Origin of the sequence: Paucibacter sp. KCTC 42545, from assembly GCF_001477625.1 — a bacterium.
In the GTDB taxonomy this organism is placed as follows: domain Bacteria; phylum Pseudomonadota; class Gammaproteobacteria; order Burkholderiales; family Burkholderiaceae_C; genus Paucibacter_A.
Window position 1 is genome coordinate 2731347 of sequence record NZ_CP013692.1, and the last position, 19155, is coordinate 2750501.

Consider the following 19155-nt stretch of genomic DNA (forward strand, 5'->3'; position numbering starts at 1 on the left):
GGTGTGTTTTCGTTCGTCGCTAAATGCTGTTGCTGCGGGGTCTTGTGTCAGACGCTGTGCCGTTTTCGGTAATGCGCCAGGAAGCGCTCGATGCGGCCAATGGCCTCCTGCAGGTCATCGACGGCCGGCAAGAAGACCAGGCGGAAGTGATCCGGCGCGCCCCAGTTGAAACCGGTGCCTTGCACGATCAAGACCTTCTCTTCGGCCAGCAATTCGTAGGCAAATTGCTGGTCATCCTGAATCGGGTAAATCTTGGGGTCCAGGCGCGGGAACATATACAGCGCGGCCTTGGGCTTCACCACGCTAACGCCGGGAATCTGCGTCAACAAGTCATAAGCCAAATCACGCTGGCGGCACAGGCGGCCGGTCGGCGCCACCAAGTCCTTGATGCTTTGATAGCCGCCCAGCGCGGTCTGAATCGCCAACTGGCCCGGGGTGTTGGAGCACAGACGCAGGCTGGCCAACATATTCAGGCCTTCGATGTAGTCGCGGGCATGGCGCTTCTCGCCAGACACCACCATCCAGCCGGCACGGTAGCCGCAAGAGCGGTAGTTCTTGGACAAGCCGTTGAAGGTGACGAACAGCACATCGTCCGCCAGGCTGGCCATGCTGACGTGGGTGTTGCCGTCGTACAGGGTCTTGTCGTAGATCTCGTCGGCGAAGACGATCAGCTGGTGCTGGCGCGCCAGCTCGATGATGTCCAGCAAGACTTGCGTCGGGTAAAGCGCGCCGGTCGGGTTGTTCGGGTTGCAGACGATGATGCCACGGGTGCGCGGGGTGATCTTGGCGCGGATGTCCTCGATGTCCGGCGTCCAGCCCGACTGTTCATCGCAGAGGTAGTGAACCGGGCGGCCGCCGCTCAGGCCCACGACCGCGGTGTAGAGCGGGAAGTCGGGGCTGGGGATCAGCATTTCGTCGCCATCGTTGAGCAAGGCCTGCATGCTCATCTGGATCAGCTCGGACGCGCCATTGCCCAGGTAGACGTCGTCGATGGTGACGCCGCGGATCTGCTTTTCCTGGCAGTAATGCACCACCGCCTTGCGGGGCGCGAACAGGCCTTTGGAATCGGTGTAGCCGGCCGCGGCGGGCAGGTTACGTATCATGTCCTGCACGATCTCGTCAGGCGGCTCCAAGCCGAAGGCGGCCACATTGCCGATATTCAGCTTGATGATCTTCTGGCCTTCTTCCTCCATCGCTCGCGCCTTGTCCAGCACGGGACCCCGAATGTCGTAGCTGACATTGGCTAGTTTGGCGGACTTGGCTATCGGTCTCAAAGCGGGCACTCCTGATAGTGACACACGGGCTGAAGGCGGCTGCAGCGGCATTGCTGCGCTGCAAAACATACAATTTAATCACAGGGTAGCAGGCCCTCCCGCGCCAAGCGTTCGCTTCTCATTGACCCAGGCTTAGCCCAGATGAAATTCCAACTCGACGAGCCGCTCGGCGGCAACAGCATTTCGCACCACGATGGCCGCAGCGTGTGGGTCAACAAGGTCCAGCACAGCGCCAGCTTGCTGGTGCCCTGGCAAGGCGAGGTGCAAGCCTGGCAGCTGCAACGCTTTGAGGATTTAAGCGCGGCGCATTTTGAGCAAATGCTGGCCTGCAAACCTGAGCTGGTGATTTTCGGCAGCGGCAGCCGCATTCGCTTCGCCAATCCGGCGTTGTATCAATGCTTGATCGGGCAGCGCATCGGCGTGGAGACCATGGACCTGGCGGCCGCATGTCGCACATACAACGTGCTGGCCAGCGAGGGCCGGGCCGTTTTGGCGGCACTTCTGATAGAAAGTTAAGCGCCGGCGCGCGATTCCCGCACTCACCGCGCCTTGTCAAGCACCACAAAGCAGGATGTTGGTCTTGCGGCACGCTCAGCTAGGGGGGCGCGGGCGCGGCGGCCAAGGGCACTCGCCATTCAACGTATAATGGACGGCTATGCCCTACCAGGCGCATCATACCCATAAGGCCACATGACGCCAGCGCTCAACAAACCACTCCCGGAAATTGAAGCCCTCGCCACCGGAGGCGTGAAGTTCACACCACATACCTATTCAGGTCAAGCCGTGGTGTTGTACTTCTACCCAAAGGACAACACGCCAGGATGCACAACGGAGGCCATGCAGTTCCGTGACCGCCATAAGGACTTCGTCAAGGCCGGAGCAGTCGTTCTGGGTGTCTCCCGCGACAATATGGCTTCGCATGAGAAGTTCAAGCAAACGCTTGAGCTGCCCTTCGAGCTGATCGCCGACACCGAAGAGAAGCTCTGCCATATGTTTGGCGTGGTCAAGAACAAGATCATGTACGGCAAGAAGGTCAAGGGCATCGAGCGCTCCACCTTCCTGATCGACCCCTCGGGCGTGCTGCGCGCCGAATGGCGTGGCATCAAGGTCGCCGGCCACGTCGACGAAGTGCTGAAGGAAGTCAAGCTGCTGACCAAGAAGGAAGCAGCCTGAGTTAAGCCTCAGTCGCGCGGCCCTCACTGGCCGAGCCAAAAGCCGATTCTGGATCAATCCGGGTCGGCTTTTTTCATTTTCAAGCCCGCACTGTCGCGTGAAAGATGCGCAAACGATGCACTAGGGGCGAGCATCAACGCGTCACATCGCTTTGTGCATAATGGGCTCATGCCCGAGCGCCGTGTAGCCAAAATTCCAAAGCCGTACAGCTGCCTGTGCGGCTTTTGCTTTTTCTGCGCGCCGTATTCCCACCAAGGTTGCGCCAACGCAGCCTGAACCTTAGCCCACCATGCCACTGCCAAAGCCCCCGACCAAACGCGCCAGCCGCCTTGACCCCACCGCTTTTGACAACACTCTGGCCGTGAGCAAGCCCGGCACCCAGCGCCAGACACCGCCCGCCAAGCCAGCGGCCAAGTCCCGCAGCCTGCCGGACAGCGCCGCTGTTCAGGCCAAGGCACCCGCCAGCAGCAGCCCCCAAGCGGCAAAGGCGGCGGCGCCACTCGCCGCAGCACCAGCGCCCGCAGCCCAGCCCAAGATCACCGCAGCAGCTGCGCCGGCCGTGCAAACCACTTTCGCAGCAGCCAAGCCGCGCGCCCAGGCACCTGCTCTCAAGCCCAGTCCCCTGGCCCGCAAGCCGCGCAGCGGCAAACGGGCCGAGAGCGGCGAGCCCAAGCTCTTTGTGCTGGACACCAATGTGCTGATGCACGACCCGATGAGCCTGTTCCGCTTCGAGGAACATGACATCTACCTGCCCATGATCACGCTCGAAGAGCTGGACGGGCACAAAAAGGGCATGACCGAAGTGGCCCGCAATGTGCGCCAGGTCAGCCGCGAACTCGACACCTTGGCGGCCGGCCTGCAGGGCAGCAGCGTCGAGGAAATGGCCTTGGGCCTGCCGCTGGACCACACCGGTCACCGCGAAGCCGGCGGCAAGCTGTTCTTCCAGACCCAGCTGCTAGACACCCCCCTGCCCGCCGGCCTGCCGCAAGGCAAGGCGGACAACCAGATCCTCGGTGTGGTGCAAGCCCTGAAGCTCAAGGAGCCGAACCGCGAAGTGGTGCTGGTGTCCAAAGACATCAATATGCGCATCAAGGCGCGCGCCCTCGGTCTGGCCGCTGAGGACTACCGCAACGACAAGACCCTGGAAGACTCCGACCTGCTTTACACCGGCGTGCAGGCCTTGCCGGCCGATTTCTGGGAGCGCCATGGCAAGACCATGGAAAGCTGGAGCCAGGGCGGCATCACCTTCTATCGCATCAGCGGCCCGCTGGTGCCTTCGCTGCTGATTAACGAGCTGCTTTATCTGGAGGCGCCAGGCGCCGCGCCGCTCTACGCCAAGGTGCTGGAGATCACCGGCAAGACCGCTGTGCTGCGCACCTTGAAGGACTACGGCAACCAAAAGCATGCTTGCTGGGGCGTCACCGCACGCAATCGCGAGCAGAATTTCGCCCTCAATCTGCTGCTCGATCCGGACTGCGATTTCGTCACGCTGACGGGTACGGCCGGCACCGGCAAGACCTTGCTGGCCCTGGCCGCCGGCCTATCCCAAGTGCTGGATGACCGGCGCTATTCCGAAATCATCGTCACCCGCGTCACCGTGCCGGTGGGCGAAGACATCGGCTTCCTGCCCGGCACCGAGGAAGAAAAAATGAGCCCCTGGATGGGCGCACTGGACGACAACCTGGAAGTGCTGGCGCGCGGCGACAGCGCCGCCGGCGAATGGGGCCGCGCCGCCACCAATGACCTGGTGCGCAGCAAGATCAAGATCAAGAGCCTGAACTTCATGCGCGGGCGCACCTTCTTGAACAAATACGTCATCATCGACGAGGCACAAAACCTGACGCCCAAGCAGATGAAGACCCTGATCACCCGTGCCGGCCCCGGCACCAAGATCGTTTGCCTGGGCAATCTGGCGCAGATCGACACGCCCTATCTGACCGAGGGCAGCTCGGGCCTGACCTATGCCGTGGACCGCTTCAAGGGCTGGGCGCACAGCGGGCATGTGACCCTGGCGCGGGGCGAACGCTCACGCTTGGCGGATTTCGCCTCCGAGGTACTCTAAGCACTCTACGCCAAGCTTTGGCGCACAATCCCAAAGGCGACCGTAAGGTCGCCTTTTTTCTTGCACGACTCAAGCCCCTTCCGCTCGCCGTCACACCACCATGACTCTCTACGTTTCCGATCTCGACGGCACCCTGCTCGACCCCCAGGCCCAGCTCTCCGCCAGCACCCGCGCAGGCCTGGCTCGCATGTTGGACGAAGGGCTTTGCTTCACGGTGGCGAGTGCGCGCCACGTGTCTTCCATCGCGCGCATTCTTGGCGATCTGCCCTTGCGCTTGCCGGTGATTTCGTCCAACGGCGCCTACATCAGCGATATGGCCAGCGGCCGGCATGAGTTGGTGCATTCGATCGAGCCGGCCTTGGCGCAAGAGTTGTTCGGCCTGATTCGGCGCCAAGGCAGCCTGCCCTTCTTCTCCACCCATGGCGCGCTGGGCGACCAATTGTTCTACCAGGCGGCTGAGAACGAAGGCCAGCAGCGCTTCATCGACGAGCGCCTGCGCAACGCCGATCCGCGCCTGCGCCACTCTGCCCGACTGCAAGACGAACTCGGCGACCCGGTGGTGACGTTTGTGGTGGTAGACCGTGAGCCGGTGCTACTGGCCCTGCAAGCCGAAATCGAAGCACTTTGCGGCGAGCAGGTCGAAACCCATGTGGCCGAAGACCTCTATCTGCCGGGCTGGCCTTGGCTGACCGTGCACGACCGACGCGCCACCAAGGATCAGGCCATCCAGACCCTGGCCCAACGCTACGGGCTGGACGCGCGCGAGGTGGTGGTGTTCGGCGACCATGTCAACGACATCAAGATGATGCGCGCCGCCCACCGCGGCATTGCGGTGGCCAACGCGATCAGCGAGGTCAAGCAACTGGCCCATCAAGTGATTGGCCCACACCACAGCGACAGCGTGCTGCAGTTTATCGCCGCCGAATGGCAAGAAAACGCCGGCCGTGGCCGCGGCAAGCCCTGAGGGCGCCCCAAAGCTAGCCGCCGCAAGAGGACATTGAAGGACCGAGACATCGGCCCTTCATGGCAAGCCGAAAGCTCAGCCTTGCTTGAGCAAGCCGCCCAACATGCCCGCCAAATTGCCGAGATCGACGCCGCCAGCAGAACCGGCAGCAGGCGCCTGACCATTGGGCGTCAAATGATCGATGATCTGGGGCAGCCACTGCGCCAATTGCGCCCCCAACTCGCCGTGTGACAAGCCGGTTTGCTGGGCCATCTGGGCCACGCTGTCACTGCCCAGCGCTGCGGTGATTTGTTCACCCGACACCGGCAAATTGGCGCCGGTGGAAACCCAGCTCTGCACCTGTTCCATCAGGCCCGAGCTTTGCAATTGCTGCAAGAGGCCGGGCAAACCGCCATGCTGATTCAGCAGACCTGCGGCCAGGCCCATCAAATCAAGGCCACCGGCTTGCTGCTGACCGGCTTGGCCAGCCAGGGCCTGTGAGGCCGCGCCCAATAATGAATCCATCAGTCCCATGAGCTTCTCCAAAGCTAAATTTGCCGGTGCTATTCACCGCCGGCCATTTTCAGCACAAGCAGCCAAGCCCGAATGACAAATGAGGGGACAAGGCATTGTTCACACAAGCGCCGCTCTTGGCTGCGCCGGGCGGAACGGCACGGCGGGCAGATGTGTTCCAATCCTTCCATCGCTTGAATTCATCCAAGGCCTTGATTTGACTCAGACTTTCCCTAGCTTGCCTTCACTTTGCTTGACACCCGCAAGCACCCGCACCTAAGCTGCGCGTCGACCATGACGACAGCCCCTCGCGCGAGGACCTCCACCCCCAGCCTTTGCACCAGCCCAAGCCAGCCGCGCTTTGTGTTGGGCACGCTTGCGGCCCTGGTTCTGACACTGGCGATGGGCCAAAGCGCGTGGGCGCAGCAGCAGAATGCAAGCGGCGCAAGCAAGGCCCCGCCGCCCGGCACCATGACCGGCGCTTTTGGCCAGGCCCAATTGCAAAAGCCCGGTGCGCAGTCGACGGCGCCAGCGGCAACTGGCGCGACAGCCGCCTTGGGCAGCAACGTCAAACCAACAACGCCCGCTCAGGCAGCCGCACCCACCGTGACCAGCACGGGCAATCCGCCTATCCTCAGCGCCGATGCAGCCGCCTTGCAGGCCGACCCGGTCAGCCGATTTTTGCAAGAGCATGGCCTGCTGGCGCAAGCCCAGGGCGAGTCCAACAAGCTCTTGAACCAGGTGCGGGACGGCGCGTCCGACATGGTCTTGTCGGCCATGAATTTTCTGGGCGTGCGCTACACCCGAGGCGGCAGCACGGCCGAAAGCGGTTTTGACTGCAGCGGCTTCACCCGCCATATTTTTGAGTCCAGCGTGGGCCTGATCCTGCCGCGCCGGGCTGACGAACAGGCCAAGCTGTCCAGCCTCTTGCAGGTCAAGAAGGAAGAACTCAAGCCCGGCGATCTGGTGTTCTTCAACACCATGCGCCGTACCTTCTCGCATGTGGGCATTTACGTGGGCGAAGGCAAGTTCATCCACTCCCCTCGCGTTGGCGGCGCCGTTCGGGTTGAGGACATGCGTGAAGCTTATTGGTCCAAGCGCTTCACCGGCGCACGCCGCGCCGATCTGAAAAACGCCGCCAACGGCAAAACCTCCGGGGAGTGAGCGCTCAGGCGCCCCACCCTCTTCCTAGCGCTGCGGCGGGCCTGAGCGGCCCGCACCGTCATCACTCTTCCGAATCAGAGCTCCAAACTGGCCAGCCAGTTGCGCGCCGAAGTCTCGTTGAATTTGAAACCCGCCTCGACCCGGCGCTGCGCTAGCAGTTCGCCCCCGGCGTCCTTGGCACTCAAGGTGGCATAGGGGTTGTCTTCGTCCGGAACGATGTCCAAGAGCACTTGCACGCGGCCTTGCTCGGTATCGAGCTTGAGGCTTTTGTGTAATTGGGCATGCAGCTGCTGCTCATGGCGACGCAGCACTTCGGATGCGGTCTTCACCAAGGTGTGAAACGCCGGGGCCGACAAGGGCTTGGGGTTCTTTTTGTCGCGCCCCATGGTCCAGGGGCCGACCAGAGCCGGCTCTTGTTCGCCGGCCAGGGTCATGGCCACGGCCCAGCCTTCGTCGTCTTCGTTCTTGATGACCTGGGCAGTCCAGCGCTCATCGCGCCAGAGCAAGTCGCCCTGGGTCCAGGTGTCTTCGGGGTTCAAAACGGTGTCGGTGATATCGGTACTCATGCGGAGAAGGTATCACGAACACCGGGCGTCACCCTCAAGCCGGCTTCTTGGCCACCAGGGTCAGGATGTCGTAGCTGGCGACCAACTCGCCGCGCTGGTTCATCACCTGCACGTCCCAGGCCACCACGCCTTGCGGCGGCTGGTCAGGGCGATTGCCACGGTCGATGCGGCGCTTGCAAGTCAGGCGGGCTTGGATGGTGTCACCAATCGCCACCGGGTTCACAAAGCGCAAAGTGTCCAGGCCGTAATTGGCCAGCACCGGGCCGGGCGCGGGCGACACAAACAAGCCGGCCGCCGCCGAGAGCACAAAGTAACCATGCGCAATGCGCTGGCCAAACTGCGTGTCCTTGGCCGCCACTTCGTCGAAGTGCATATAGAAATAGTCGCCGGAAACGCCACCGAAGTTGACGATGTCCGCCTCGCTGACCGTGCGGCGATGCGTCAGCAGCGAGTCACCGATCTGGATCTCTTCAAAGTACTTGCGGAAGGGGTGGATCGCATCCTCTTGCACCTTGCCACCGCGCTGGTATTCGCCGGTGATGGCGCTGAGCATGGTGGGCGAACCCTGCACCGCGCAGCGCTGCAGATGGTGCTTAACGGCGCGCAGGCCGCCGAGCTCTTCACCACCGCCGGCACGTCCCGGGCCGCCATGCTTCAACTGCGGCAGCGGCGAGCCGTGGCCGGTGGACTCCTTGGCGGACTCGCGGTCCAGCACGTGAATGCGACCGTGGAAGGCTGCAGCCTGATAGACCGCCTCGGCAGCGATCGCAGGCGTCTTGGTGACGACGGAGGCCACCAAGCTGCCGCGGCCCTTGGCGGCCAGGGCCAGCGCCTGGTCCAGGCCCTCGTAAGGCATCAGGGTGGAAACCGGGCCGAAGGCCTCGACGTTATGCACCGTTTCGTTCGCAAACGCGTCGCGGCAGATCAGCAGCGTGGGGGAGAAGAAAGCACCTTCGCTCACGCCCTCACCCACCGGCGCGAAGCCGTCCGCGGCGCCGAACACCGTCTCATTGCCTTGGCTAAGCAAGGCCACGCGCTCGGCCACATCGGCCTGCTGGGCCTTGGAGGCCAGGGCGCCCATGCGCACGCCCTCCACGGCGGGGTCACCCACTTTGATCTTGGCCAGGCGCTCGCGCAGCGCAGCCGCCACCGCATCGATGTGCTGAGCCGGCACGATGGCACGGCGGATGGCAGTGCACTTCTGGCCGGTCTTGGCCGTCATCTCACGGGCCACTTCGCGCACAAAGAGTTCGAACTCGGGGTCGCCCGGCAGCACGTCCGGCGCCAGGATGGCGCAGTTGAGGCTATCGGCCTCGCCGTTGAAGGGAATGGAGCGGCGAATCAGATTGGGGTTGACGCGCAGCATGGCGGCCGTGTCGGCTGAACCGGTGAAGGTGACCACATCGGTCTCCTCCAAACGATCCAGCAAATCGCCCGAACCGCCAACGACCAGCTGCAAGCTGCCGGCCGGCAGCAAGCCTGACGCATGAATCAAGCGCACACAGGCCTCGGCCACGAAGGACGTGGCGGTGGCCGGCTTGACGATGCAAGGCATGCCCGCCAGGAAGCTGGGCGCGAACTTTTCCAACATGCCCCACATGGGGAAGTTGAAGGCATTGATGTGCACGGCCACGCCGCGCTTGGGCGCCAGGATGTGCGAGCCCATGAACTGGCCTTCTTTGCCCAGGGCGATGGCCGGGCCTTCGTGGAAGACATTGCTGCTGGGCAGTTCACGGCGGCCGATGCTGGCGTAGGCGAACAAAGTGCCGATGCCACCTTCCACGTCGATCCAATTGTCGGAACGCGTGCCACCGGTGTGCACCGAGACGGCGTAGAGCGCCTCCTTGTGCTCCATCAGGTAGGTGGCCAAGGCCTTGAGCAAGGCCGCGCGCTGCTGGAAGTCCAGCTTCAGCAGCGCAGGCAAGGCCTGACCCCGCGCATAGGCCAGGCTTTCGCCGAAGTCGATCTCGTCCGCATGCGTCAGCGCCACGGCGCGGCCGTTGATGGCGCTGTGCAGCGCGCGATCAGATTGCGTGCCAATCCAGCGATTGGCGATCAGGCTTTGGAGGATGGGGGGCGTGGCGCTCATGGCGGATCTCAAACTATTGAATGGCTCTGCGAGTCGCAGAGGCCGTCATTGAAAAAGCGGATCGGGCCGCCGAGGGGCGCTGCGAGCGAGCCGAGATTGGGGTTGCAACGCGCCGCCGCGCTTTCTTGTACGGCGAGCACTGCAGAACCCCAGCCCGGCTTGCGCAGCAGCCCAGCGTTGGAACGATCAGGGCTGGTACTTCCAGGTGCCGCCTTCGATCTTGACCATCACGCGGGCGCGCTGGTCCAGACCCAGGTGGTCGGTCGGGCTCATGCTGAACACGCCGTGGGCGGCGGGCAATTCCTTCACGCCCTCAAGCGCATCACGCAGGGCGGCGCGGAAGGCGGGCGTGCCGGGCTGGGCCTTTTTCAGCGCCACCGGAATGGCAGCTTGCAACAGCAGGCCAGCGTCCCAGGCGTGGCCGCCGAAGGTGGACACATTGCCCTTGCCGAAAGCCGCTTCGTACTTGGCGATGTATTCCAGCGCGCTCTTCTTCACCGGGTGATCGGCCGGCAATTGCGCCGCCACCAGCACCGGGCCGCTGGGCAAGAAGGTGCCTTCGACATCCTTGCCGCCTACGCGGAGGAAGTCGTTATTGGCCACGCCGTGGGTTTGGTAGAACTTGCCGGCGTAGCCGCGCTCTTTCAGCGTCTTTTGCGGCAGCACAGCCGGCGTGCCCGAGCCGCCGATCAGGATCGCATCGGGCTTGGCGGCGATCAACTTCAGCACCTGGCCGGTGACCGAGGTGTCGGTGCGGTTGTAGCGCTCGGAGGCGACGATCTGCACGCCCTTGACGGCGGCGATCTTGCTGAATTCGTTGAACCAGCCTTCACCGTAGGCATCGGCAAAGCCAATGAAGGCGGCTGTTTTGACGCCGGCGGCGGCCATGTGCTGGACGATGGCCAGGGCCATCATGATGTCGTTCTGTGGGGTCTTGAAGACCCAGCGCTTCTTGGCATCCATGGGCTCGACGATGCGGGCCGAGGCGGCCATGGAGATCATCGGCGTGCTGCCCTCCACCACCGCATCAATCATGGCCAGGGAGTTAGGCGTCACGGTGGAACCCACCACCACATCCACCTTGTGCTCGCTGATCAGCTTGCGGGTGTTGGAGACAGCCGCGGTGGTGTCGGAGGCGTCGTCCAGGACGATGTAGTTGATCTTCTGACCGGCGATGGTGGTCGGCATCAGGCCGATGGTGTTCTTCTCGGGAATACCCAGCGAAGCGGCCGGTCCTGTTGCCGAAACGGTCACGCCGACATTGATGTCGGCCTGGGCCGATGCCGCAAACAGGGCCGCGGTGGACGCCAGGGCCAACAGGGTTTTCTTGATCTGATTCATCGTCTTTGTCTCCATTGATTTATGTGTCAAACAACCATGCCGGATAGGCCCGACCGAACCATCTTGCTGCATCAATCCTTCACGGGGCTTGCTGCCGGGGCGCTGACCGCCCCGAGGCCGCCGAAGAACAAATCCGCCACCATCGGCGCCATGTCCTCATAGCTCAAATCACCATCGGGCTTGAGCCAGGTGAAGGTCCAGTTGATCATGCCAAACAGCAGCATGGTCAGCGGCTTGTGCAATTTCTCTTGCTTCAACTCGGGCCGCACCGCGGCCACTGCCTCGGCAAAGGCATTGACCACCTCGCGCTCGACCTTGAGCAAGCGCTGCTGATCCTCTTCGCTCAAGAACTTCACATCCTCGGTCAGCACCCGGTGCTGGTTCTGCGCCTGGCCGTAGCTCTGCACAAAGCGCGCGATCAGGGCGCGCAAATGGGGCTCGCCCGCCAACTGGAGCGCCTGCACATCCTTGACCAATTCGGCCAGACCCAGCACATGGGTTTCGCAGATCTGGGCCAGCAACTCCTGCTTGTCCTTGACGTAGTGGTAAAGCGTGGGCTTGGACACCTCACAGGCTTCGGCCACCGCGTTCATGGACGTGCCGGCATAGCCCTTGTGGGCAAACAGCCGCGCCGCCGCGTCGAGGATTTCCTCGCGCTGGTTCTCAAATCCGGGAGCACGTCCTCTGGCCATGGGGTCCTTTTACTTTGACAAAGCGCTGATTGTCAGCGCTCGTCGAAGGAAATCACGACCTTGGGTGTCAAAGCATGGGCTTGGCAGCTGAGGATGAAGCCGGCCGCCACCTCGTGCTTGTCCAGCGCAAAGTTCTTGTCCATGCGCACCTCACCTTCCAGCACCTTGCAGCGGCAGGTCGAGCAGACGCCGCTCTTGCAAGAAAAAGGCACGTCCATGCCGGCGCGAGCCGCGGCGTCGAGGATGCTGGCGTCTTGCTTGCCGAACTCGATCTCGCGGCTGATGCCGTCGCGGATCACGGTGACTTTGGCCGCGTCCACATCGCCGGCCAGCACCACATGGGGCGCGGGCTTGCCGGTCTGCATTTCCACGGTGCCGAAGCGCTCCACATGGATGCGCTCCTCCGGCACGCCGGCCTCACGCAAGGCAGCCTCGGCCTCGTCATTCATTTGGTAGGGGCCGCAGATGAAGGCCTGGTCGATCCCCGCGGCCGGCACCAGGGCGCTCAAATGCTCGGCAATCTTGGCGCGATTCATCACGCCGGCCATCAACGGCGCGTCCACCACCTCGTCGCTGAACACATGGTGCAGGCTGAGCCGGGTGAGGTATTGGTTCTTCAGGTCTTCCAGCTCTTCCTTGAACATGGTGGAGGCCTGGCGGCGATTGCCGTAGATCAGCGTGAAGCGGCTGGCCGGCTCCTTGGCCAGCACCGTCTTCATGATGGACAGAATCGGGGTGATGCCCGAGCCGCCGGCAATGCCCACGTAATGGCGCGCGCTGTTTGGCTCAATCGGCACAAAGAAGCGGCCTTGCGGCGGGTAGACCTGGATCACATCACCGGCCTTGAGCTCGCGATTGACCCAGTTGGAAAAACGCCCGCCCTGCACCTTGCGCACACCCACGCGCAGCTCGCCATCGTCCACCCCGGCGCAGATGGAGTAGCTGCGGCGCAGGTCCTCGCCACCCACGTCTTGACGCAGGGTCAGGTATTGCCCCTGGGTGAATTTAAAGGCCTCGGCCAACTCGGGCGCCAGGTCGAAAGAGACGATCACGGCTTCCTCGGTGTCGGGCGTGACGGCGCGCACCTTGAGGGGATGAAAATGAAGACTCATGGTGAAGTGCTTCCTCTGCAATCAAATCGGTTTGAAATACTCGAAGGGCTCTCGGCAACTCAGGCAGCGGTACAGCGCCTTGCAAGCCGTGGAGCCAAAGGCCGAGAGCTTCTCGGTTTGCGCCGAGCCGCAGCGCGGGCAGGCCAGCTGGGTCAGCGCGGCGCGATGCACCAGGCGGATGGGCTGGGGCTGGTCCGACAAGACGCGGCCAGGCGGCGCAATGCCGTAGGCCAGCAGCTTGGCGCGCCCGGCCTCGCTGATCCAGTCGGTGGTCCAGGCCGGCGCGCGCTGCAAGATCACCTCCACCTCACCGAAGCGGGCCAGCGCGGCGCGCACATCGTCTTGAATCAGCTCGGTGGCCGGGCAACCGCTGTAGGTGGGCGTGAGCACCACTTGCAGGCCGGCAGCCGTCTCACGCAGGTCACGCACGATGCCCAGCTCGAACAGCGAGATCACCGGCACTTCCGGGTCGGGAATCTGCTTGAGCACTTCCCAAGCGGCTTCCAGACGACCGCAGCCAAGCTCCTTGACCTCGGTGGGGCTCATGATCACCACTTGCCGCCAGGGAAGGCGCGTTGCAGATACTGCATCTCTGCCAGCAGATGGCCCATGTGCTCGCTGTGAATGCCCAGGTGCCCGGTCGGCACATAGGCGCTGTCCTTGGGGTGGCTGAGCTGGGCATCGGCCAGCACCTCGGCCACTTGCGCCTGCCACTGCGGCTTGAGCGTGGACCAAGCCGGGCCCAGGCCTTGCGCCACTGCGGCGGCGCTGACCGCATCGTCAGCGAACAGCTCGTTGAAATAGGGCCACAGCAGGGCCAAGGCGGCTTGGGCTTTGGCGGCGGACTCGGCCGTACCATCACCCAGGCGCACCACCCAGTCAGCCGCATGCTGCTGGTGATAACTGGCTTCCTTGACGGCCTTGGCGGCAATGGCGGCCACCTCGGCGTCGCTGGACTTTTCCAGCCCTTGCCACAGCAGCAGCAGCCAGGTGGCCACGCCAAAATTGCGCACCTGCGTGAGCGCAAAGTCACCGGGCCGGCTATTGCCGCTGGCGCTATTGGGCAACTCCATCAGCACCGGGTTGAGGTATTGGCGCTCGTCGCGCAAGAACGCGAGCTGGTCTTCGTCATGGCCTTGGCCGTCGAGCTGGCCGGCGCGGGTCAAGAGTCCACGCGCCTGACCCACCAGGTCCAGCGCCATATTGGTCAGCGCCAGGTCTTCCTCGAGGATGGGCGCATGACCGCACCACTCGCCCAAGCGCTGGGAAAGAATCAAGCAGGCATCCGCGATGCGGAGCAGGTAGTGAACGTCGGCCTTGTTGCCGACTTGGATGGAGGCGATTGACATGGCGGGCGCCCTCACATGTGGTTCACGGACTCAGGGAGTTCGTAGAACGTGGGGTGGCGGTAAACCTTGTCTTCCATCGGATCGAAGTACATGCCCTTCTCGCCCGGGTCAGAGGCAACGATGTGCTTGGACAAGACCACCCAGATGCTGGTGCCTTCTTGGCGGCGGGTATAGACCTCGCGGGCCATCTGCACCGCCATCTTGGCGTCGGCCGCGTGCAGGCTGCCGCAGTGCTTGTGGTCCAGGCCGGCCTTGCTGCGCACGAACACCTCCCACAAAGGCCATTCGTTTTGGGTGCTGGGCTGGGGCTTTTGGGCTTCGCTCATGATGCTAATTCCTTGATCTTGTTGCTAGGCAAAAGGCTCAGGCGGCCTTGGCTTTGAGTGACTGTTTCTTCGCATGGGCCAGGGCCGCCTCACGCACCCAGGCGCCTTCGTCCCAGGCTTTGACGCGGGCGGCCAGGCGCTCGCGGTTGCAGGGGCCGTCGCCGCCCACCACGCGCCAGAACTCGGCCCAGTCGATGGCGCCGAAGTCGTAGTGCTCGGTCTGGGCGTTCCATTTCAGGTCGGGGTCCGGCACGGTGATGCCTAGGACCTCGGCCTGCGGGATGGTGGCGTCCACAAACTTCTGGCGCAGATCGTCATTGCTGATGCGCTTGATGCCCCAGCGCATGCTTTGCTCGGAGTTGGGCGAATCTTTGTCTGCCGGGCCGAACATCATCAGCGAGGGCCACCACCAGCGGTTCACTGCGTCTTGCACCATGGCTTTTTGTTCGGCCGTGCCTTCACGCATCATCACCAGCAAGGACTCATAGCCTTGGCGCTGGTGAAAGCTTTCCTCGCGGCAGACGCGGATCATGGCGCGGGCGTAGGGCGCGAAAGAGCAGCGGCACAGCGGCACCTGGTTCATGATGGCCGCGCCGTCCACCAGCCAGCCAACCACGCCGATATCGGCCCAGGTCAGCGTCGGGTAGTTGAAGATGGAGCTGTACTTGGCTTTGCCCGAATGCAGGGCCGCCAACATCTGATCGCGGCTGGTGCCCAGGGTTTCGGCTGCGGAATAGAGGTAGAGGCCGTGGCCGCCTTCGTCCTGCACCTTGGCCAGCAAAATCGCCTTGCGCTTCAGGGTGGGCGCGCGGGTGATCCAGTTGCCCTCGGGCAGCATGCCGACGATCTCGGAATGCGCATGCTGGCTGATCTGGCGCACCAAGGTCTTGCGGTAATGCTCGGGCATCCAATCTTTGGCTTCGATGAAATCACCGGCATCAATCCGGGCTTCGAACGCGGCCTCCTTTTGGGCTTCTTCCGCGCTCTTGACCTTGGCGGCCACATCTTGTGGGCCGACGCTCATGGCTTGGGTGTACATGCTTGCTCCTGAAAAACAATCAACTCAAACAGACTTGGGTCGCTGGTCAACCACCCGCCTGGCCTTGCCGACCAGGGTGCGCTCGATCGAATCGGGCGCGCCGATAGCCACTTTGGTGGACACGCCCACCAGGGTCTTGATGCGGTGCTGCAGCGACTTGGCAATCGCCCCCACATCGGCCTGGCCCACGGCGGCCATTTGCAGCTCGCAGCGCACTTCCACCGCGTCCAACAAGCCATCGCGGCTGACCACGATCTGGTACTGGCCCGAGAGTTGCGGCTCCTGCAGCACCAACTCTTCGATCTGCGTCGGGAACATATTGACGCCGCGGATGATCAGCATGTCGTCGCTGCGGCCAACGATCTTGCCCATGCGGCGCATGGCGCGAGACGTGGGCGGCAGCAAGCGGGTCAGGTCGCGGGTGCGGTAGCGGATGATGGGCAGGGCTTCCTTGCTCAGCGAGGTGAACACCAGCTCGCCCTCCGAGCCGTCGGGCAGCACTGCCCCGGTTTCGGGGTCGATGATCTCGGGGTAGAAATGGTCTTCCCAGATCACCGGGCCGTCCTTGCTTTCCACGCATTCGCTGGCAACACCTGGCCCCATCACCTCGGACAAGCCGTAGATGTCCACCGCGTCGATGCCGGCCTTAGCCTCGATCTCGCGGCGCATGGCCTCGGTCCAGGGCTCGGCACCGAAGATGCCAATCTTCAGGCTTGAGGCCTCGGCCTCCAGGCCCTGACGAGCGAATTCCTCGATGATCACCTGCATATAGCTGGGCGTGACCATGATGATCTTGGGCTTGAAGTCCTGGATCAGCTGCACCTGCTTTTCGGTCTGACCACCGGACATGGGAATGACGGTGCAGCCCAGACGCTCGGCGCCGTAATGCGCGCCCAGGCCGCCGGTGAACAGGCCGTAACCGTAGGCGATGTGAATGATGTCGCCAGCTCGGCCGCCAGCGGCGCGGATGGAGCGCGCCACCAGGCCGGCCCAGGTGTCGATGTCCTTGGCGGTATAGCCCACCACGGTCGGCTTGCCGGTGGTGCCCGAGGAGGCGTGAATGCGCGCGACCTGGTTCTGCGGCACGGCGAACAGGCCGAAGGGGTAGTTGTCGCGCAGATCGTGCTTGGTGGTGAAGGGGAAGCGGCTCAGGTCCGCCAGCGTCTTGAGGTCGCTGGGGTGCACGCCGGCCGCATCAAAAGCAGCCTTGTAATGCGGCACATTGTCGTAAGCATGGGCCAAGCTCCAGCGCAGGCGCTGCAGTTGCAGGGCTTGCAACTCGTCGCGGCTGGCGGTTTCGATCGGGTCCAACTCGCCCGGGGCGGGAATTCTTGCGCTCATATCAAAAGCTCGTCCTGAGTCAGTCAGTCAGCGGAAGCGGCGGCATCCGTGGGCATGGGCAAGAGCACCACGGGCTTGCCCTTGATGCGGTAAGACTTGCCACGGAACACCGCGATCAGCTCGTCGTTCTGGTTGGTGATGGTGATGTCGTAAACGCCGGTGCGACCGGCCAGCGACACCTCGTGGGCCACGGCTTTGAGCCGGTCGCCCAGACGAGCCGGTGCCACGATGTCGATGGCAAAGCCCGAGGCCACCGTCAACTCGTTGTAGGAGTTGCAGGCGAAGGCAAAGGCCGAGTCGGCCAATGTGGTGATGAAGCCGCCATGGCAGATGTCAAAGCCATTGAGCATGGACTCTTTGATCGTCATGACCAGGGTGGCGGCGCCGGGGGCGATGGCCAGAATCTCCATGCCCAAACCCTTGGACGCGCGGTCGTTGGCAAACATGCCATCCCGCACCGCTTCGGCGATTTCTTGTGCATTCATGGTGTCAGCGATCCTTGAACACGGGCTTGCGCTTTAGCAAGAAGGCATTGACGCCTTCTTGATAGTCGTCGCCAAAGCCAAGCTGGCTTTGCGTCAGCCCCTCTTGCTTGAGCGCTTCGTCAAAGTCCAGCAAACCGGCCTGGTCAAACAAGCGGCGGGTCTGCGCCATCGCGCGCACCGGGCTTTGGCTCAGGCGCTGCGCCAGGGCTTGGGCGGTGGCGGCCAAGTCTTCGTCGGCCACCACTTGGTAGATCAGGCCCATGGCTTGCGCCTCGGCTGCCGGCAGCTTCTCGCCCAGCAAGGCCAACTGCAGCGCGCGCGCGCGGCCCACCAAGCGCGGCAGCAGCCAAGTGCCTCCGCAGTCGGGAATCAGACCGATCTTGGCAAAGGCTTGAATAAAGCTGGCCGACTGGCCGGCCAAGACCAGATCACAGCCCAAAGCCAAATTAGCGCCCGCCCCAGCAGCCACCCCATTGACGGCCGCAATCACCGGCACCGGCATGCTGCGCACGCGCAGCGCCAGGGGCACGTAAAAGCCGTCCAGCAACTGGCCGATGTCCTTGGGCGCGTCGGCCGGGTCATCGCTGGGCTTGACGTAGGGGTCAGACAAATCCTGGCCGGCGCAGAAGGCGCGGCCCGCGCCGGTGATCACCACACAGCGCACCGAGGCATCCTCGGCCGCGGCATCCAGCGCCTCGCGCAGCTGAGCCAGCAAGACCGAGGTGAAGGCATTGAGCGCCTGCGGACGGTTCAGCGTGAGCGTCAACACGGCGCCGTCCTGGCTGCTCAAATACTGCGGTTCTAGCTGCATGCGTGGCCCTGAATTGCGGCACAGTGGCTGGGCCTACCTCGGGCCCCGGCACTGCAATTTGACAAAAGTCGACCAAACAAACATTCTTGACCGACCGGTCGGTAGATCGTAGGCTGTGCATTGATTTAACGCAAGCGCAGCAAGGCAGTACTAACCCTAGACCGCCCAGCCCGCTCGCGCCAAAAGCCCTTTCGCCCACTCAGCTGCTTCAAACCCGAGAGCTCAAACACCATGCCCAGCTATGCCATCGACGGCGTCATCCCCGTCGTTCACCCCAGTGCCTACGTTCACCCCAGCGCAGTTTTGATTGGCGACGTGCATATCGGCCCGGGCTGCTATATCGGCCCCTGCGCCAGCCTGCGCGCCGACTTCGGCCGCATCGTGTTGGAAGCGGGCGTGAATGTGCAAGACAGCTGTGTGGTCCACGGCTTCCCCGATTCCGTCACCCTGGTGGAGACCAATGGCCATATCGGCCACGGCGCCGTGCTGCATGGCTGCACCGTGCGGCATGACGCGCTGGTGGGCATGAACGCGGTGGTGATGGACGAGGCCGAGGTCGGCGCCTACAGCATCGTCGCGGCCTGCGCTTTTGTGCGCGCCGGCCTCAAGCTGCCCGAAAAATCACTGATCGCCGGCTTGCCCGCCAAGGTCATGCGCGCCTTGAGCGAGGACGAGATCAAATGGAAATTGCATGGCACCCAGACCTATCAAGACCTGACCCTGCGTTGCCACGCCGCGCTGGTGGAGGTGCAGCCGCTGACAGCTGAAGAGGAGAACCGGCCGCAACTGAAGGTGGCGGGGCCAAAGACCTTGATTGCGAACAAGCGGGCTTGAGCGAGGCAGGGACAGCGTCGAGGCATCGGGCGTCCGCATTG

General features: G+C 63.3%; 20 protein-coding genes. 6 read left to right on the forward strand and 14 right to left on the reverse strand.

The features are described 5' to 3' along the window. Positions 1 to 47 precede the first annotated feature (47 nt). On the reverse strand, positions 48 to 1274 hold the full coding sequence (locus AT984_RS11880) for a pyridoxal phosphate-dependent aminotransferase (protein WP_058720273.1): 1227 nt from the start codon (positions 1272 to 1274) through the stop codon (positions 48 to 50). A 141-nt stretch (positions 1275 to 1415) separates the two neighbouring features. Between AT984_RS11880 and AT984_RS11885 the strand changes: the two genes are divergently transcribed. The 4 genes from AT984_RS11885 to AT984_RS11900 all read left to right on the forward strand — a co-directional run bounded on the left by AT984_RS11885 (position 1416) and on the right by AT984_RS11900 (position 5473). Continuing rightward, entirely contained in the window at positions 1416 to 1790 is a 375-nt protein-coding gene (locus tag AT984_RS11885; protein ID WP_058720274.1) for an Mth938-like domain-containing protein, read from the forward strand. Between the two features lie 174 nt (positions 1791 to 1964). Next, entirely contained in the window at positions 1965 to 2447 is a 483-nt protein-coding gene (locus tag AT984_RS11890; protein ID WP_058720275.1) for a peroxiredoxin, read from the forward strand. A 289-nt stretch (positions 2448 to 2736) separates the two neighbouring features. After that, positions 2737 to 4509 (forward strand): PhoH family protein, encoded by a 1773-nt coding sequence (locus tag AT984_RS11895; RefSeq protein WP_058720276.1) that lies wholly within the window; start codon positions 2737 to 2739, stop codon positions 4507 to 4509. Between the two features lie 100 nt (positions 4510 to 4609). After that, positions 4610 to 5473 (forward strand): HAD family hydrolase, encoded by an 864-nt coding sequence (locus AT984_RS11900; protein ID WP_058720277.1) that lies wholly within the window; start codon positions 4610 to 4612, stop codon positions 5471 to 5473. Positions 5474 to 5548: 75 nt separating this feature from the next. On the opposite strand, the gene AT984_RS11905 is transcribed toward AT984_RS11900, so the two are convergent. Next, positions 5549 to 5977 carry a YidB family protein gene (locus AT984_RS11905; protein WP_231741408.1) on the reverse strand — a complete coding sequence of 143 codons (429 nt, stop codon included), beginning with the start codon at positions 5975 to 5977 and terminating at the stop codon, positions 5549 to 5551. Positions 5978 to 6259: 282 nt separating this feature from the next. Here AT984_RS11905 and AT984_RS23965 point away from each other — a divergent pair, with 282 nt between their 5' ends. Then, positions 6260 to 7129, forward strand: coding sequence for a C40 family peptidase (locus AT984_RS23965; protein WP_442952141.1), 870 nt, complete (start codon positions 6260 to 6262; stop codon positions 7127 to 7129). Positions 7130 to 7203: 74 nt separating this feature from the next. Here the strand turns inward: AT984_RS23965 and AT984_RS11915 are convergent, their stop codons facing one another. The 12 genes from AT984_RS11915 to AT984_RS11970 all read right to left on the reverse strand — a co-directional run bounded on the left by AT984_RS11915 (position 7204) and on the right by AT984_RS11970 (position 18280). Next, positions 7204 to 7695 (reverse strand): hypothetical protein, encoded by a 492-nt coding sequence (locus AT984_RS11915; protein WP_058720279.1) that lies wholly within the window; start codon positions 7693 to 7695, stop codon positions 7204 to 7206. 34 nt (positions 7696 to 7729) lie between these two features. Then, positions 7730 to 9784: a phenylacetic acid degradation bifunctional protein PaaZ gene (gene paaZ, locus AT984_RS11920; RefSeq protein WP_058720280.1), complete on the reverse strand. Its 2055-nt coding sequence runs from the start codon at positions 9782 to 9784 to the stop codon at positions 7730 to 7732. A 186-nt stretch (positions 9785 to 9970) separates the two neighbouring features. Beyond that, positions 9971 to 11125 carry an ABC transporter substrate-binding protein gene (locus tag AT984_RS11925; protein ID WP_058720281.1) on the reverse strand — a complete coding sequence of 385 codons (1155 nt, stop codon included), beginning with the start codon at positions 11123 to 11125 and terminating at the stop codon, positions 9971 to 9973. Positions 11126 to 11196: 71 nt separating this feature from the next. Then, on the reverse strand, positions 11197 to 11817 hold the full coding sequence (locus AT984_RS11930; RefSeq protein WP_058720282.1) for a TetR/AcrR family transcriptional regulator: 621 nt from the start codon (positions 11815 to 11817) through the stop codon (positions 11197 to 11199). A gap of 32 nt (positions 11818 to 11849) precedes the next feature. Further along, positions 11850 to 12929 (reverse strand): 1,2-phenylacetyl-CoA epoxidase subunit PaaE, encoded by a 1080-nt coding sequence (gene paaE, locus AT984_RS11935; RefSeq protein ID WP_058720283.1) that lies wholly within the window; start codon positions 12927 to 12929, stop codon positions 11850 to 11852. A 21-nt stretch (positions 12930 to 12950) separates the two neighbouring features. Beyond that, positions 12951 to 13475, reverse strand: a complete 525-nt coding sequence (gene paaD, locus AT984_RS11940; protein WP_058720284.1) for a 1,2-phenylacetyl-CoA epoxidase subunit PaaD — start codon at positions 13473 to 13475, stop codon at positions 12951 to 12953. A 2-nt stretch (positions 13476 to 13477) separates the two neighbouring features. Beyond that, positions 13478 to 14278 (reverse strand): 1,2-phenylacetyl-CoA epoxidase subunit PaaC, encoded by an 801-nt coding sequence (gene paaC / locus AT984_RS11945; protein WP_058720285.1) that lies wholly within the window; start codon positions 14276 to 14278, stop codon positions 13478 to 13480. 11 nt (positions 14279 to 14289) lie between these two features. Then, the gene (gene paaB, locus AT984_RS11950; RefSeq protein WP_058720286.1) at positions 14290 to 14604 is read right to left on the reverse strand and encodes a 1,2-phenylacetyl-CoA epoxidase subunit PaaB; all 315 of its coding nucleotides are present in this window, start codon (positions 14602 to 14604) and stop codon (positions 14290 to 14292) included. A 37-nt stretch (positions 14605 to 14641) separates the two neighbouring features. Continuing rightward, positions 14642 to 15643 (reverse strand): 1,2-phenylacetyl-CoA epoxidase subunit PaaA, encoded by a 1002-nt coding sequence (paaA, locus tag AT984_RS11955; protein ID WP_058720287.1) that lies wholly within the window; start codon positions 15641 to 15643, stop codon positions 14642 to 14644. A gap of 24 nt (positions 15644 to 15667) precedes the next feature. Then, positions 15668 to 16984: a phenylacetate--CoA ligase PaaK gene (paaK, locus tag AT984_RS11960; RefSeq protein ID WP_058720288.1), complete on the reverse strand. Its 1317-nt coding sequence runs from the start codon at positions 16982 to 16984 to the stop codon at positions 15668 to 15670. Positions 16985 to 17007: 23 nt separating this feature from the next. Further along, on the reverse strand, positions 17008 to 17469 hold the full coding sequence (paaI, locus tag AT984_RS11965; RefSeq protein ID WP_058720289.1) for a hydroxyphenylacetyl-CoA thioesterase PaaI: 462 nt from the start codon (positions 17467 to 17469) through the stop codon (positions 17008 to 17010). Between the two features lie 4 nt (positions 17470 to 17473). Further along, complete coding sequence (locus tag AT984_RS11970; protein ID WP_058720290.1) at positions 17474 to 18280, reverse strand: enoyl-CoA hydratase-related protein; 807 nt, start codon at positions 18278 to 18280, stop codon at positions 17474 to 17476. Between the two features lie 231 nt (positions 18281 to 18511). Here AT984_RS11970 and AT984_RS11975 point away from each other — a divergent pair, with 231 nt between their 5' ends. Further along, on the forward strand, positions 18512 to 19114 hold the full coding sequence (locus AT984_RS11975) for a phenylacetic acid degradation protein PaaY (protein ID WP_058720291.1): 603 nt from the start codon (positions 18512 to 18514) through the stop codon (positions 19112 to 19114). Positions 19115 to 19155: the final 41 nt, after the last annotated feature.